Source organism: Orenia metallireducens, assembly GCF_001693735.1.
GTDB classification, from domain to species: domain Bacteria; phylum Bacillota; class Halanaerobiia; order Halobacteroidales; family Halobacteroidaceae; genus Orenia; species Orenia metallireducens.
In genome coordinates this window covers 556779-572976 of the sequence record NZ_LWDV01000008.1, presented here as the reverse complement: position 1 = coordinate 572976, position 16198 = coordinate 556779, and the positions used below count along the sequence as shown (strand labels likewise).

Here is a 16198-nt window from a genome sequence, read left to right as displayed (position 1 = left end):
AAAATCCTTTGTTATTTCTTTACAATGCAACGCTAGTGTAAAATTTTAAAGTTATTAAACATAATTAAACATCATTCTACAAAATCTTACTTTTTCTAAAAAATTCAATACTCCCAAATATATACTAATGATTCTATAAGTTATTATTTCTCTAATAGTCTATGAAGTCAACCGTAAGAACTGTGGTATTAAGTTTAAATTATTGGAATATATCAAATTTATGGAAATTGCTATAAAAATTTGGAGTTGATTAAATTTTATATTGGTTAAATTAAATAAGAAGATGGCTTAGTATAATTATACTAAGCCATCTTCTTATTTAATCAAATTTTATATTTGTCTATTACCATCTTTAACTCTTGTGCCATAGTAGCTAAATCTTGTGAAGAATTTGTTATCTCTTCTGACATATCATTAATATTCTGAGATACTGCTAATATCTGATCACTATTATCTGCCAAATGATTAGTAGATGTTGCAGTCTGTTGAATATTAACAGCTGTTTCTTCACTTAATCGCTGAATTATTTTAAAGATCTCTCCTGCCTCTTCTACAACCCTTTCTCCCTCTTTAGCCTTCTTCTCTACTCCTGTAATAAAATCTAAACCAACCTTTGACTTCTTTTGAGTCTCTTTTACTAAATTATTAATCTCATCAGTTGCCTTAGTAGTCTCTTCTGATAGATTTTTAATCTCACCTGCAACTATTGCAAAACCTTTACCTTCTTCTCCTGCCCTAGCTGCTTCTATAGCAGCATTTAAAGCTAATAGGTTAGTCTGTTCAGCTATATTAGTAATCAACTCTACAACCCGACTAATCTCTTGGGAATTCTTATCTAATTCATTAATAGCCTTAACGGTCTCTTTAACTGCTTGATTAATCTCTTCCATACTTCTAACTGTCTTCTCAATATTTCTACTACCAACTCCAGTTTGATTATTAGCTTCTTGGGATATACTACTTACTTCTTGAGCACTTGAGGATATCTCTTGGATATTAACTATCATCTCTTCAATCAACTGATTGGTCATCTCTATTGTTGCATTTCCTTCTTCTGCACTAGCAGATAACTCTTCACTCTGAGCCGATAAATTTTCTACCTTATTCTGGATATCCATAATCATAGACCTCAAACTATTCTTCATCTTATTTAAAGCCTTTGCCATCTGACCTAACTCATCCTGTGAAGATTCATCAAGATGACTAGTCAAATCATTATTTAATACAGCTTCTTTAAAGGCATTCAGTGGTCTAACTAACATATTATTAATTGATAGCTTCCCAAGTAGGATCGCTGAAAATAAAATAGCAATTAAAATAAATATAATATTCTTTAATAGTACATATGTTGGTCTCATTACCTCTTCTCTATCTATTTCAGCTAACAGAACCCAGTTCTGATCTGGTATATCAAGAGGTGTATAGGCACTTACAACCTCAATCCCCCGATAATCAAGAATAATATCTACCCCTCTATTACCTTCTAGAGCCAAATTAACTCCTCTAGTATCAACTGGTTGATCTAAAATAGTACTCTTATCCTTACTAAAACGAGAATTAGATCTCATCAATTTATCTGCTCCAACTAAATAAGTCTCTCCACTCTCACCCATCCCTGTCCTCTCTTGCATAATACTATTAATTCGATCAATCGATAACTGTAAAGCTACAACTCCTATTAACTCCTTCTTATCATCAAATACTGGTCCACTAATAAAGGCTGCAGGCTCTTGGCTAGGTTCATAATAAGAAAAATCAATCATATTAACCCTATTTAGCCCAATTTGGTAAACCTCTGCTAACCCAGAGTCTTTATAAACTCCATTATTCAGATTTGTTCCTAAATCATCCTCTTTAGCTACTGTATAGACCACATTACCTTCTAGATCAATTAAAAAGATATCATAATATCCATAGGTCTTAATATAATGAGATAAGTCATCTCCATAAACCTCTTCTAATGATTTATATCCATCACTTTCTAGTCCATTCTTAAATTCTGCTGTAAATAAAGGCAAAGCTTCTTTAGACAAAGGATTTCTAGATAAGACTGTTATATCCCCTATCCTTTCATTAAAGTAACTCTCTATCCTCCCTTTCTTAATTTCTCTAATAGCTTTTAACTGCTCTTTCTTCTCTGAAAGTAAAATTTCAGCTGATTTGCTATAAGTTAAAAATGCTAAAGCACTTATTCCTACTATAATAATAGCGATAAAGATTATAGTTAGCTTAAAAGCAATACTTTTGTTGATAAATATGGAAACCCTCATTAATTACATCACCTTTCTAATATTTTTTATAATTTTTAAAATAAAATGATAACTCTGATATATTTCTGCATATTTATTCAAATACCTTTATAAGATTAATAATTTAATAGTATATTAATATAGAACTTACTACCCCTTTAATATTTAACTACCATCCTAATAAATCATATACATATTTCTACCTTACCAAGAAGTTGATTAATATTAATACAATATCATCATAATGGTAAATTATTTTGCTCAATAGCCTAGACTATGATATAATTATTTACTACTTAAGCTAACAGTATAATAAGCTATCTTAGGGATAAAATATAAATTAGTTTTAAAAAGTTTGCAACTGGAGGTTATAGTAATGGATAAAAGACCTGAAGATACAAGAGTAGTGATTGGAATGTCAGGAGGTGTTGACTCCTCAGTAGCTGCCCTATTATTAAAAGAACAAGGATATGATGTAATTGGAGTCTTTATGAAGAACTGGGATGAAGAAGATGAAAATGGTGTCTGCCCTGCTGAAGAGGATTATGAGGATGTAAGACGGGTCTGTGCTCAAATTGGAATACCTTACTACATAGTTAATTTTGAGAAACAGTATTGGGATAGAGTATTTACCTATTTTCTTAATGAGTATAAGGCTGGACACACCCCTAATCCCGATGTAATGTGTAACAAAGAGATTAAATTCAAAGAGTTTCTCAACCATGCCCTTAAATTAGATGCTGATTACCTAGCTACTGGACATTATGCTCAAGTAGAGAAGTCAGAAGGAGAATATAAATTAATCAAAGGTGTGGATAATAATAAAGATCAGAGTTATTTTCTATGTATGCTCAACCAGCGACAGTTATCTAAAACACTCTTCCCCTTAGGTCACTTAGAAAAATCTAAAGTTCGTGAAATAGCTAAAGAAGCTGGACTAGCTACCGCTGAAAAGAAGGACAGTACAGGGGTTTGTTTTATTGGTGAACGGGACTTTAAAGAGTTCTTAACTAATTATATCCCTGCTCAAAAAGGAGAAATTAGAAATAGAAAAGGAGAAGTCTTAGGTAAGCATGATGGAGTAATGTACTATACAATAGGTCAACGCCGCGGCTTAGGAATTAGTGGACATGAGCCTTACTTTGTAATCGATAAGGATGCTAAAGAGAATATATTATATGTTGGACAAGGTGCAGAACATGAATTATTATTTTCCCATGGCTTAGTAGCATTAGAACCCCACTGGACTAGTGGTAATGAACCTAAATTCCCTTTAAAATGTACAGCTAAATTTAGATATCGCCAACCTGACCAAGAGGTTGTTGTTTATAAGAACTCTAATGATGAACTTTTAGTCACCTTTGCTAAAAAACAAAGAGCAATTACACCAGGACAATTTGCAGTATTTTATCAAGGTAATATCTGCCTTGGTGGAGCTGTAATTGATAAGCCTATTAAGAGTAAAGAAGAAGTCAACAGGATAATTAATGAATTGAACCAATAATGAACTTTATAAGCTAGCAACTCAATATTAAATTAATTCTTATAAACTAAATCTATCTTTAAGGACGAACCTCTAGTTCGTCCTTCTTTCATCATCACTCCTTTCTCTTACTAATTTTACCACGTTTTAGAATATATAGATTACATAAACTAATAATTGATAGAAAAAATCACTGCTTATACTAACAATTAAGAAAGGGGAATTTAAATGGGAGTTAAAGAAGAGTCCTTAGAACTAGCACTTAAGATGGAAAAGGAGAGCTATCACTACTATAATAATCATATAGAGGGAGCAGAAAATCCTTTATCTCGCAAAGTTTTGGAGAGTCTAGCTGCTCAAGAGTTAGATCATATGGATAAGGTCAAAAAGATAGCTGCTAACAAATCTATTGAGGAGAATGATTATCAACCTGAAGATATTGAAAGTCAAATTCAGAAGGTATTTGAGAGTTTTTCAGCAGCCGAGCGTGAAGACTGGAAAGAGAGTAATACAAATATCTATCGCCATGCTATGGAATTAGAACAGGATACTTATGAGATTTATGAGAGATTAGCTAAACAGACTGGGGATGATACAGAGAGAAAGTTCTTTGAAGCTTTAATGCAGGAAGAAGAATGGCATTACGAATCCTTAGAAAATGTCTTCAATTACTTTGAAAATACAGGTGATTTTTATGCCACTGATGAGAGCCAAACTTGGCCTTGGATGAATATTTGAGACAAAGAGATGGTCTAAAATTAGACCATCTCTTTGTCTTTATTAACTAAACTTCATTTTATAAATACAAAGAGTTAATCATCTAAAAATAAACTCACTATATTTCATTACTATCTTCTTAATATCAATATCACTATAGTTTTTTACTCTTCTATAGAGCTATTAATATATTCCCCTACCTTCTTATCTTCTTTATTAATATGTTCAACCAACCAAACTAATACTTCTTCTTTCAACTTGACAGCCAAAGAATGAATATCCTCATTCTCATTAATAAAATCAAATTTTAATTCAGTTATCTTATCTATGAAGTTTTTATGTATAAATTGATGCTTTTCATAATCTGGATAATTATATTCCTCTTGTAACCTTTCTTCACTACTGAAGTGAGTTACAAAATAATCAGTTAAGAAGTAAAATAGATTCTCCATCTCATCTATTATAGTATTCTTATCTTCTTTCTCATTATTATTTAAGAAGTTAAGAAAATAATTACTTCTCTTGAAGATTTCTTTATGCTGTTGATCAATCTCTTCAACACCTATCAATAAATCATCTTTCCACTTAATAGCTATCACCCTTTCTCTTATATTCAAAATGTTATTTACTATCAATAATCTTATTATATTCTAATTTTAATCTAATTACAATCACTACTACCTTAATTAAAAGAGCAAGTTGAGCTATCGTCTCTCTTCAAAAAATTTTCAATGAATCTCTCAAATTATGAGAATTAATTGCTTGTTAGTCTACTTTTATTTTGCTGTTATAAATAAATTTCAGATAAACTTTAACAACATAATTCCCTCAATAACAAAAAAGCCTAGCTTAAAAGCTAGGCTTTTTCTGGGAAGAAGAGTATCTACTCCTCTATTGGGACTAATTATATTATAGCAGCTTCAAATTACAATTGAATTAATATCATGTTAAAAAAATGTAAACTCTCAATTTAATAGATAGAAAGCCCCTCTTAAAAAGAATCTTTTAAACTAATAACTCTCCCTATCAGCAGTAATCATATATATAACTCTTTCACAAATATTAGTTGCATGGTCTGCTGCTCTTTCTAAATACCTACTAACAAATAATAAATAATTGCCCTGCCTAATAGACTTAGGATCTTCCATCATATAAGTTAAGAGCTCACGGAAGATTTGAGAATCTAACATATCAACCTTATCATCCATTTGAGCAGTATTTCTTGCTTTATCAACATCTGAATTAACAAAAGCATCTAAACACTCTCGAAGCATCTCTTGAGCAATTTCAGCCATACGGGGAATATCTACTAAAGGTTTAACAAATTTGTCACTCTTAAGTTCACAAGTAACCATAGCAATATTTTGAGCTAAGTCTCCTATTCTTTCTAAATCAGTAACGACTTTAGAAATCATATCAATTCTTCTTAAGTCTTTAGCTACAGGTTGTTGTAAAGCAATCAGTTGAATACACTCTTGTTCTATTTTAGCCTCATAATCATCTAAAGTATCATCATTAGCAATAACCTCTTTTGCCAATTCAAGATCTTGTTCCATTAAAGAAGTTACCGCTTTATGAATCGCCTCTTCAACCATACTTCCCATCTTTAAAAGGTCTTGATTTAAATGTTCTAATTTTTGGTGAAATGTATCTCTTACCATTTTAAGCCTCCTCTCTAAATAAACAGCATATACCTTTTTATCTATAAATTAAATAAATACCAATTAGTAATATCTTTATATTATCCAAATCTACCTGTAATATAATCTTCAGTCTTTTGATTTTCTGGTTTTTCAAAGATCTTCTCTGTAGCTCCATGTTCAATTAAATCACCCATATAGAAGAATGCTGTATAATCAGATATACGAGCAGCCTGCTGCATACTATGGGTTACAATCACAATAGTATAATCTTTCTTTAAATTCTCAATCAAATCTTCAATCTTGGCTGTGGCAATTGGGTCTAAAGCTGAAGTAGGCTCATCCATCAACAATATCTCTGGATTTACAGCTAAAGCTCTAGCAATACATAATCTCTGCTTCTGCCCCCCTGAAATCCCCATTGCCGATGAATCCAACTTATCTTTGACCTCATCCCATAAAGCAGCTGATTTTAAACTATCTTCTACAATTTGATCTAGCTTCTGCTTATCCTTTAAGCCATGAGCTCTAGGACCATAAGCTACATTATCATAGATAGATTTAGGGAAAGGATTAGGGTGTTGGAATACCATCCCTACTCTTTTACGTAAATCGACGATATCAATCCCTTCACCATATATATTCTTACCATCAATTAAGACCTCTCCATCTACCCTTGTTCCTTCAATTAAATCATTCATTCTATTTAAAGTTCTAAGAAACGTAGATTTTCCACATCCAGATGGTCCAATAAAAGATGTAACTTTATTAGCAGGCATCTCTAATGAGATATTATGAAGTGCATGAAAATCTCCATAATAAAAATCTAAATCTCTTACTTCCATAGTATTCTTAGCCATAAAGTCTCCTCCTTATTATCTTTTTGCTTTCTTACGTAACCAATACCTTAATAAAATTGCAATCATATTCATAGATAAAACTAAAGCAATCAATACCAAAGCTGTTCCGTAAGCTAATGGTCTAACCTTAGCTATATCATGATGTTGAGTTGACATTACATAAAGGTGATAAGGTAAGGCCATAAATTGACTAAAGGGTGAATCTGGTAAGAAGGGTAAGAAGAAGGCTGCCCCTGTAAAGAGAATAGGTGCCGTTTCTCCTGCCGCTCTTGATAGACCTAAGATGGTTCCTGTTAACATCCCAGGAATTGCATAGGGCAATACATTTGTTCTAATTGCATACCACTTAGTCACTCCCAAAGCTAAAGATCCATTTCGATAGCTATTAGGTATCGTCTTTAAAGCCTCTTCACTTGCTGTAATAGTAACAGGTAAAGTCATCAAACCTAAAGTCAAACCAGCAGATAGGATAGAAGTTCCAAAACCTAAAATCTGTACAAATAAAGCCAATCCAAAAAGACCAAATACAATAGATGGTACCCCTGCTAAGTTTCTAATAGACATTCTAATTATTCTAGTAACTCTTCCCTGTTTAGCATACTCATTTAAGTAAATAGCCGCAAACATACCCAAAGGAACTGCTAATAAAGCAGTAATAACTGTAACAGAAAAAGTTCCTACTATAGCAGGAAAGATACCCCCTTTTGTCATACCATGGGTAGGTGCTGTAGTTAAGAACTCCCAATTAATTACCCCAATACCTTTACTAATAATATCATAAAGAATAACTACCAAAATAAATAACACAAACAATGCTGATAATCTCAAGAAACCAAAACCTATCTTCTGTTGAACATCTCTAGAAAACATTATTCTGCCTCCTCATACTTGTTTAATACCCAATCAGATACTATATTAATCAAGAAGGTCATAACAAATAATACTAAGCCCACTGCAAATAATGAGTAATAATGGGTTGTGTTATAAGCAACCTCTCCCAATTCTATACCAATTGTTGCAGTCAATGTTCTTACTGCAGAAAAGATACTCTTAGGGAACGCAGGGGCATTACCAGTAGCCATTAATACAGCCATAGTCTCTCCAATTGCTCTTCCCATCCCCAACATTACAGCCGCAATAATTCCAGATAAAGCAGCAGGAATAGTCACCTTGACTAATGTTTGCCACTCAGTAGCCCCTAAAGCCAAAGAGGCTTTCTTATAGTCATCAGGGACTGCATTTATTGCATCCTCAGAGATACTAATAATCGTTGGTAAAGCCATAATCCCTAATAATACAGATCCATTAATTACATTTAAGCCATTAGGTAAATTAAATAACCGAGCAATCATCGGTCCAATCAATACTATACCTAAAAACCCAATAACTACCGAAGGAATTCCGGCCAAAATTTCAATAGTTGGTTTTAATACTTCTCTAGCTTTAGGTGGTGCAATTTCAGATAAGTAAGCTGCACATGCTATTCCTAGAGGTACTGAAAATATTAATGAGCCAACTGTTACAACAATAGTACTAAATACTAATGAAACAATCCCATAACTCTGCTGATGATAACCAGTCGGATTCCAAATAGTACTGCTAAAAAACTCAACTATACTTACTTCCTGAAAAGTTGGTAAACTCTCGTTCAATAATAAATAGAATATACCAACTAAAATGAAAACAACTAATAAGCCATTTAGTAAGAAAAATTTTTCAATCATCTTTTCCTTAAATCTAGAAAAACTACTTCTTCTCTTCAAATGATTCAACCTCCCCCATATTTATTTTGATAAATATTCTAATATAAAAAATTTCAAGAAATTATTATAAAGCCAATATTATTTATGTATATATTAATCAGCAATTTTAAAGGCTCAACTCATGTTGAGCCTTATAATCTATTGTCCCAAATTCTCATTATTTCGCCTTGAATACTCTTCAGTTACAGGATAAAAACCTTCTCTTACTGCAAGTTCTTGTCCTTCATCACTTAACTCATATTTAATAAGCTCTAGTACTGCTCCTGTTGGCTTACCATTAGTGTATTGATATAATGGTCTTGCTAATGGGTAAGCCCCTGTCTTAACATTTTCAGCTTTTAATGGGCTAGCACCATTAACATCTAATATATTAATCCCTTTCACTACCTTTTCACCTTTTACTACATAACCAATTCCTACATAACCAATTCCACTTTCATCAGCTTTAACCGCCTCTACCAGCTGAGCATTTCCATTCATTCTCTTCATATTAGCAGTGTAATCCCCATTTAAGACTTCATCTCTGAAGTAAACATAAGTCCCAGAATTACTCTGACGTCCATATGTATTTATAGCTAAATTAGGACCACCAACCTCTTTCCAATTAGTAATTTCTCCTCTAAATATCTTACCTATCTCTTCTACAGTTAAATCCTTTACAGGATTATTAGCGTTAGTAATTACACTCAAACCATCCATTGCTACTGCTATCTCTACAATTTTAATACCATTATCTTCTGCTTGCTTCTTCTCTGAATCCTTAATATCTCGAGAAGAATTAGCAATATCAACCTTATTATTAATTATAGCCGCAATACCTGTACCTGAACCACCACCAGTTACAGAGATTGACACCTCTTCATTCTTAGACATATATTCTTCTGCCCACATCTGTGATAAGTTTACACTAGTATCAGAGCCTTTAATTTGAATATAAGCTCCTTCTTGCTCTTCATTCTGTCCCTCTGGAGCCCGTCCACATCCTACTAAAAACACAAGAGTGATTAAAACTAAAAAGATTAATCCATATACTTTTTTCGACATTTCTCTTCCCCCCAAGTTAATTTTGGTTTAAACCATCAAATTTAGTATAACAGATAAAAGTTCAAATTATGTTACAAAAATGTTAAAAGAGTGTTAACAGGGTCTTAATATTAATGTAATATTTTTATATTTCTACAATAAACTAGATTTTATACATAATAACCACTTGTTATTAAGATTATTTTAGGCTTATTACAGGTTCTTAAGGAAATATACCAAATAAAATTTTGGTTATAAATTAAAGTTATGTAATAAGCTATTTAAGTTATCTGCCATAACTGATAACTTCTCAGCCTCCATAGTAACCTCCTTAGAGATAGCTTTTACTTCCTCTGTTACTTTCAAAACCTCCTGGCTTCCTGCTGCTAGCTGTTCTGTAGATGCTGTAGTCTCTTCAATATTTGCTACTGTATCTGTAATAGCAGCATTTACACCATCAAAAGACTCTCCTGCTTCTTTAATAACCCGCTCCCCTATTTGGCTCTCATCTTTACCTTTTTGTATAGCATTAATTGCTTCTTTTGACTGCTTTTGAATCTCTCTAATTAAGTTATCAATATTCTTAGTAGCCTCAGAAGTCTCTTTTGATAAATTTCTAATCTCATCAGCCACAACAGCAAAACCTTTACCAGCCTCACCTGCTCTTGCTGCTTCTATTGAAGCATTTAAGGCTAATAAATTGGTTTGATCTGCAATTCTATCGATTAAATCAGTAATCTTACCAATTTTATTGGACTTTTGATTAAATCTATCTATTACTTGTGCGACATTATCTACCGTCTTTTGAATTTTTGTAATTTGCTCAATTGAAGCCTTAATCTTATTGTATCCGCTCTTTGTTATATCTACTACATTATAAGACAATTCCATAACTTCATGGCTACTATTACTTACTTGTTTTACTCCTTCAGACATATCGCTAATTATTGATGAGGCAGAATGAATAGTAGAATCAGCTTCTAATGATAAAGAGGATAACTCCTGGCTAAATCCTGCCACTTGATTACTTGTATCAGAAATGTTGGTAAGTAAATCATATAAGTTATCTATCATGGTATTAAAACTTCTTGCCAACTCTTCAATCTGGTCACCTGTATTAATCTTTAATTTCTCAACCTTCAAATTACCGCTTGCTAATTCTCTACTATAATCAACTAGTTTCTGTAAGGTCTTAACTAAATTATTCTCTAATATAGTAACAATTAGCAAAGAAACTATAATTGTAAAAACAACTGATATTATAGAAGAAGTATAACTAGACTTTATATGTTCTCCTAAATCATTTACTGCTTTTATCCGTCTATCAGTAAAAATTTTATTTAATACATTACTAGCATAAATTAAATCATCCCTAGTATTAATTATAGCAATCATCGGCACTTGAAAATTAACAATCCCATTATATTCTGGAACATCTCTTCCATTTTTAATATTATAAACTGGAATTAGTTCCTCAGTAAATATCCTATTAAACTCATTATTCTGTTTAATTAATTCTATTAAGAGCATTTTCGGTCTCTTATCAGTGATAATTTCAGTTAGCTCACCAGCTATCTTTTGAAACTCTCTTTCATGCTTTTCAAAACGATGGATTGCTTTATCATTATTATTAGATAAATCAACAGCATCTATATATTTAGCCCTAATTAAAGTAGCTAATTTTAAGACATAATACATATTATCTCCAGATTCCTTAACTACTGTAGTATCATCATTAATACTGTTTAAGAATAATAAATTAATCATTGAACCTAATAAAAACACTAAAATTACTGCTGAAAATCCTATAAGTAATTTATATCTAAATTTTAAATTATTAAATTTATCCTTAACACTACTTATCCTTATAATTCTATTTAAGAAATCAACGAATATTGACATCTTATCTTTAATAAATATATTCATTTAGACAAGACCCCCATAATATAAATTTGTAACTTAAATAATTTAAACTTTAAGTTACTACTCTTTTATCTAAATATTAAATTACTAAGGTATTAACCCTATTTATTGTAAAGAAAATAGCCACTAATATATTAGTAATCATTTTATAGTAAGATAACCCAGTTTATCTTACGATAAACTGGGTTATCTCTTTATAAAGGCTAAGTTGTCCTAATATTAGTTAATAGTCTCTTTATTAACTTTTTGGAATTCAGGGGTTACAGGATAGAAACCTTCTTCGATAGCTAAAGCCTCTCCTTTTGCACTTAACTCATATTTTAAGAACTCTAAGATAGCTCCAGCTGGCTTACCATTGATATATTGATTTAATGGTCTAGCTAATGGATAAGAACCATTCTTAACATTCTTAGGATCTAATGGAGTAGATCCATTAATATTCATTACATTTAATCCTGCTACTTCTTTACCATCTTTAGCAGCATAACCGATTCCTACATAACCGATAGCACCTTTATCAGCCTTAACAGCTTCAACGATTTGAGCATTACCATTCATTCTGTTCATCTTATCAGAATACTCACCTTTTAATACCGCATCACGGAAGTAAACGAAAGTACCTGAACTGTTTTGACGTCCGTATAATGTAATTGGAGTATCAGATCCACCAACCTCTTTCCAGTTAGTGATCTCTCCTCTAAAGATAGCACCTAAATCTTCCATGCTTAAGTTCTTTACAGGATTGTCCTCATTTACAACAACACTTAATCCATCCATAGCTAATACAACTCTATAAATCTCTACACCATTATCTTCAGCCATTTGAATCTCTTTATCCTTCATTACACGAGAAGCATCAGCAATATCAACCTCTCCATTAATTAGTGCTTTGATACCAGTACCAGATCCTCCACCAGTTACTGCAATAGAGACATTAGGGTTTTCTTCCATATATTTTTCAGCCAATGTTTGAGCTAAGTTTACAATTGTATCAGAGCCTTTAATTTGGATATAAGCGTTCTCTTCTTTTTTGTCTTTACCTCCAAAAATCCACCAAGCATCTACCTTTCCTGTTACAGTAAATAATACTCCAACTGCTAAAAGTAATACTAAAGATAAAGCAATACCTTTTCTGTTAAACATCCATAAATTCCTCCTCTTATTTACTTGTATTTTTATTATCTTTCCCTTAACGCTCAAATAAAGTATAACAGGGCTTTTTTGCAAATAAATTAAGAGAATGTTAACATAATGTTAAAAGAGGAAAAACATAAGAACGTAGTAATAAAAAAAACAAAGCATCAAAAATAGAGCTTTATTTTTTATAAAGTCAAAGGTTGTGATACATTAATATCAGTTATCAGATCTGAAAGATGAGCCTATTTAAAATTATTAAGCATTTAAAGGTAACTCTACTATAAATTTACTTCCCTCTCCAACCTTACTCTCTACACTAATCTGACCTTGATGCTCTTCAATAATATGTTTAATAATCGATAAACCCAATCCTGTTCCTCCTAACTTTCTATTTCTTGCTTTATCGACACGATAAAACCTTTCAAAGATTCTTGGCAAGTCTTTTTCTGGAATTCCCATCCCATTATCCTCTACCTCCAAGATTAATTTTTCACCCTCATTATAACTTCTTACTTTAACCTTTCCACACCTAGGTGTATACTTAATGGCATTATCGACTAGATTAATCATCAACCTTGACATCTGATCTTTATTGGCTTCTATTAAAGGCAAAGAGACAGGTAAATCTGATTCCAAAGAAATAGACTTCTTTCTGGCTTTTTCCCTTAGTAAAGACAATGTATCATTAATAACCTTCATCATATCCACCTGCTCTTTACTTGAATAATTTGACTTCGATTCTAGCCTAGATAGACTCAATAAGTCTTCAATCAACCGTTGTAATCTATTAGCCTCTTCTCTAATAATGCTTAAAAAAGAGCGGGAAATCTTCTCATCAGGACTACTATCTAATAATGTCTCAACATATCCCTTGATAGAGGTCAAAGGAGTTTTAAGCTCATGGGAGACATTTCCTACAAACTCCTTTCTCATCTCTTCCAGACGCCTAATCTCAGTAATATCCCTTAATACTGCTACAACCCCAACTATACTTTCTTTTATTCCTTCAATAGGGGCAATCTGTATTCTAAAGACCCGCTGCTCAGGTACTAACATCTCCAACTCCTCTGTTATTATCTCATTCTTCTCTAAAGAGAGCTCTACTAATTCATCTAATTTATAGTTTTTAGTAATCTGAATTAGCGACTTATTCAATACCATATCTTCTTTAATTCCAAAGATTCTCTCAGCAGCCAAGTTAAAGAGAAGTATTCTTCTCTCTTTATTAACTGCTATTACAGCATCACCAATACTTGTTATAATAGCTTCTATTTTATTCTTTTCCCCTGATATCTCCTGCATCTTATCTTTAACCCGGTCAACCATATAGTTAAACATTAGAGCCAATTGTCCAATCTCATCTTTAGTCCTAATAACTAACTTATGGTCTAAATAACCATTTGCTGTCCTTTGAGCTGCAGAAGTAATCTCTCTAATTGGATCTGTAATATGATTTGTTAACTTTAGAGATAATAATACAGCTACCAATATAGCAAAAAAGGATGACTTTAGTAATACTGTCCAAATACCATTATATAGCTCTTGTAGTTTATTTAAAGTCAGAGATGCCCTAATAATACCAATTAATTTTCCATCTTCCTTCTTAATAGGTAAAGCAACATACTTCATATTCATATCTAAAGTGGAGCTATATCTTATCTCTTTACCCAACTTCCCTTTTAAGACCTCTTGTACTTCAGGTCGATAGAGATGATTCTCCATAGTCAAGGGATCTTTACGGGAATCAGCCAGAACCTTCCCTTTTAAATCTATAATCGTAATTCTAGTCTCTAATTCTTCACCATAAGTGATAATTGACTTATTTAATCTAGCATAATCTTTATCCTCTAAGAGTGGATTAACAATAGTAAGAATTAACTGCATCTCTTTAATTAGCTTTCTCTCTAACCAGCTAGAGAAATAGTTCTCTAAAGATCTCTGTAAAAAATAACCAGTAAACATCAATGTAGTTACTAGCATAACTAAATACAATGCTATGATCTTAGTTTTAACACTCCGTAATCTCTGTAACATACTTAAACTCAGCCCCAATTCTATATTAATCCTTAACCTCCTTGAATTTATACCCTACACCCCTTACAGTTAAGATGCTCTCTTCATCACTATAGTTACTAATCTTCTTCCTTAACCTTCTGATATGAACATCTACTGTTCTAGTGTCGCCATGATAATCATAGCCCCATAACTCATCTAACAGATAACTTCTAGAGAATACTTGGCCTGGATGTGTCATTAAAATAGCCAACAAATCAAACTCCTTGGGAGTCAAGCTAATTTCTGAGCCATCTACTTGTACTCGATATTTAGTTAGATCCATCTTTATATCACCTAAAGCTATTATTTCCTCTTCCTTCTCCCCTTTCTTCTTAGCTCTACGTAAAATTGCCTTTACCCTTGCTAAGAGTTCACGAGGACTAAAGGGCTTAGTTACATAATCGTCAGCCCCCAACTCTAACCCTAAAATCTTATCAATCTCCTCACCTTTAGCTGATAGCATGATAATCGGTATCTTACTTAACTTACTATCCTTTCTAATCTGGCGACAGACATCAAATCCATCCAATTTTGGTAACATTAAATCCAATACAATCAAATTAGGGTGGCCCTCCTCAACCTTTTTCAAAGCCTCTTCCCCATCATAGGCAGTAATAACTTGATAACCCTCATTCTCCAGATTAAATTTCACTAACTCCACTATATTCTCTTCATCGTCAACTACTAAAATCTTATTACTCATAAATCCTCCCCCATTCTTTGACAATTTTATATCCCCACAGAAATTTTGCCTTACTATATTTCTTACTTTAAGTATCTTATGAAAGTTATTCCTAATTTTAAATTTCACTTCAAAGTTGAATGATTATATAGATTTGTGAATCTAAAATGAAATTTATCCAAAATAATTCCTAGCACCTGCACGTTGTTTTATCTTTTCAGGGTTACTATTAGCATAATCAGAAAATATCTTCAATTGGTTTGATAATTCTTCAATGGATGTATAAGCAGACTTATTAGATAAAAACTTCTTCATCCAATTCCACATATTCTCCTGAGGGTTAAGTTCAGGAGAATATGGAGGTTGGAATAATAGAAATAAATGATCTTTATTTTTGCGAACAAATTTCTTTACTAGATCTGCTCTATGAATACTAGCATTATCTAAAAGTACAAAAGTTTTTTCTATACCTCTTTGATGGTCATATTCTAATAATTTTTCTAAAAAAGAAATAATTTCTGTAGCACAGATTGAAATAGAATCTTTTGTTCCTTTTTTATATTTTTCATAGAGGAAATAGAAATCTCTTAATACTTCAGTAGCACCTATGATATTAAGACCTTTACGTGTTCCATTCTTTTCAATTATAGTTGGTTGTCCTTTAGG

The 16198-nt window shown here is 32.1% G+C and carries 14 protein-coding genes; 2 read left to right on the top strand and 12 right to left on the bottom strand.

The features are described 5' to 3' along the window. Window positions 1-323: 323 nt before the first annotated feature. The gene (locus U472_RS07540; protein WP_068717054.1) at window positions 324-2270 is read right to left on the bottom strand and encodes a methyl-accepting chemotaxis protein; all 1947 of its coding nucleotides are present in this window, start codon (window positions 2268-2270) and stop codon (window positions 324-326) included. Window positions 2271-2625: 355 nt separating this feature from the next. Here U472_RS07540 and mnmA point away from each other — a divergent pair, with 355 nt between their 5' ends. Then, on the top strand, window positions 2626-3753 hold the full coding sequence (mnmA, locus tag U472_RS07535; RefSeq protein WP_068717052.1) for a tRNA 2-thiouridine(34) synthase MnmA: 1128 nt from the start codon (window positions 2626-2628) through the stop codon (window positions 3751-3753). Between the two features lie 207 nt (window positions 3754-3960). Then, the gene (locus U472_RS07530) at window positions 3961-4470 is read left to right on the top strand and encodes a ferritin family protein (RefSeq protein ID WP_068717051.1); all 510 of its coding nucleotides are present in this window, start codon (window positions 3961-3963) and stop codon (window positions 4468-4470) included. A gap of 143 nt (window positions 4471-4613) precedes the next feature. On the opposite strand, the gene U472_RS07525 is transcribed toward U472_RS07530, so the two are convergent. From U472_RS07525 to U472_RS07475, 11 genes are all read right to left on the bottom strand, one after another. Then, window positions 4614-5048: a bacteriohemerythrin gene (locus tag U472_RS07525; RefSeq protein WP_176714123.1), complete on the bottom strand. Its 435-nt coding sequence runs from the start codon at window positions 5046-5048 to the stop codon at window positions 4614-4616. Window positions 5049-5459: 411 nt separating this feature from the next. After that, a complete protein-coding gene (gene phoU / locus U472_RS07520) occupies window positions 5460-6110 on the bottom strand; it encodes a phosphate signaling complex protein PhoU (protein ID WP_068717049.1) in 651 nt (216 codons plus the stop codon). 80 nt (window positions 6111-6190) lie between these two features. After that, the gene (gene pstB / locus U472_RS07515; RefSeq protein ID WP_068717047.1) at window positions 6191-6949 is read right to left on the bottom strand and encodes a phosphate ABC transporter ATP-binding protein PstB; all 759 of its coding nucleotides are present in this window, start codon (window positions 6947-6949) and stop codon (window positions 6191-6193) included. 15 nt (window positions 6950-6964) lie between these two features. Next, entirely contained in the window at window positions 6965-7819 is an 855-nt protein-coding gene (gene pstA, locus U472_RS07510; RefSeq protein ID WP_068717045.1) for a phosphate ABC transporter permease PstA, read from the bottom strand. Then, window positions 7819-8712 carry a phosphate ABC transporter permease subunit PstC gene (pstC, locus tag U472_RS07505; protein ID WP_218059049.1) on the bottom strand — a complete coding sequence of 298 codons (894 nt, stop codon included), beginning with the start codon at window positions 8710-8712 and terminating at the stop codon, window positions 7819-7821. Before pstC ends, pstA begins: the two co-directional genes overlap by 1 nt. 138 nt (window positions 8713-8850) lie before the next feature. Further along, window positions 8851-9756: a PstS family phosphate ABC transporter substrate-binding protein gene (locus U472_RS07500; RefSeq protein ID WP_068717043.1), complete on the bottom strand. Its 906-nt coding sequence runs from the start codon at window positions 9754-9756 to the stop codon at window positions 8851-8853. A 231-nt stretch (window positions 9757-9987) separates the two neighbouring features. After that, window positions 9988-11661 (bottom strand): methyl-accepting chemotaxis protein, encoded by a 1674-nt coding sequence (locus U472_RS07495; protein ID WP_068717040.1) that lies wholly within the window; start codon window positions 11659-11661, stop codon window positions 9988-9990. Between the two features lie 216 nt (window positions 11662-11877). Then, window positions 11878-12801 carry a PstS family phosphate ABC transporter substrate-binding protein gene (locus U472_RS07490; protein ID WP_068717038.1) on the bottom strand — a complete coding sequence of 308 codons (924 nt, stop codon included), beginning with the start codon at window positions 12799-12801 and terminating at the stop codon, window positions 11878-11880. Window positions 12802-13050: 249 nt separating this feature from the next. Next, a complete protein-coding gene (pnpS, locus tag U472_RS07485) occupies window positions 13051-14829 on the bottom strand; it encodes a two-component system histidine kinase PnpS (protein ID WP_068717288.1) in 1779 nt (592 codons plus the stop codon). 25 nt (window positions 14830-14854) lie between these two features. Continuing rightward, window positions 14855-15553 (bottom strand): response regulator, encoded by a 699-nt coding sequence (locus U472_RS07480; protein ID WP_068717036.1) that lies wholly within the window; start codon window positions 15551-15553, stop codon window positions 14855-14857. Window positions 15554-15706: 153 nt separating this feature from the next. Continuing rightward, window positions 15707-16198: transposase (locus tag U472_RS07475; RefSeq protein WP_141677960.1), on the bottom strand; the 492-nt coding region annotated here is incomplete at its 5' end.

What these genes read in the sequence shown, in the direction of transcription:
- U472_RS07540 (WP_068717054.1), bottom strand. Translation starts at nt 2,270, where the DNA reads ATGAGGGTTTCCATATTTATCAACAAAAGTATTGCTTTTAAGCTAACT.
- mnmA (WP_068717052.1), top strand. Translation starts at nt 2,626, where the DNA reads ATGGATAAAAGACCTGAAGATACAAGAGTAGTGATTGGAATGTCAGGA.
- U472_RS07530 (WP_068717051.1), top strand. Translation starts at nt 3,961, where the DNA reads ATGGGAGTTAAAGAAGAGTCCTTAGAACTAGCACTTAAGATGGAAAAG.
- phoU (WP_068717049.1), bottom strand. Translation starts at nt 6,110, where the DNA reads ATGGTAAGAGATACATTTCACCAAAAATTAGAACATTTAAATCAAGAC.
- pstB (WP_068717047.1), bottom strand. Translation starts at nt 6,949, where the DNA reads ATGGCTAAGAATACTATGGAAGTAAGAGATTTAGATTTTTATTATGGA.
- pstA (WP_068717045.1), bottom strand. Translation starts at nt 7,819, where the DNA reads ATGTTTTCTAGAGATGTTCAACAGAAGATAGGTTTTGGTTTCTTGAGA.
- U472_RS07500 (WP_068717043.1), bottom strand. Translation starts at nt 9,756, where the DNA reads ATGTCGAAAAAAGTATATGGATTAATCTTTTTAGTTTTAATCACTCTT.
- U472_RS07495 (WP_068717040.1), bottom strand. Translation starts at nt 11,661, where the DNA reads ATGAATATATTTATTAAAGATAAGATGTCAATATTCGTTGATTTCTTA.
- U472_RS07490 (WP_068717038.1), bottom strand. Translation starts at nt 12,801, where the DNA reads ATGTTTAACAGAAAAGGTATTGCTTTATCTTTAGTATTACTTTTAGCA.
- pnpS (WP_068717288.1), bottom strand. Translation starts at nt 14,829, where the DNA reads ATGTTACAGAGATTACGGAGTGTTAAAACTAAGATCATAGCATTGTAT.
- U472_RS07480 (WP_068717036.1), bottom strand. Translation starts at nt 15,553, where the DNA reads ATGAGTAATAAGATTTTAGTAGTTGACGATGAAGAGAATATAGTGGAG.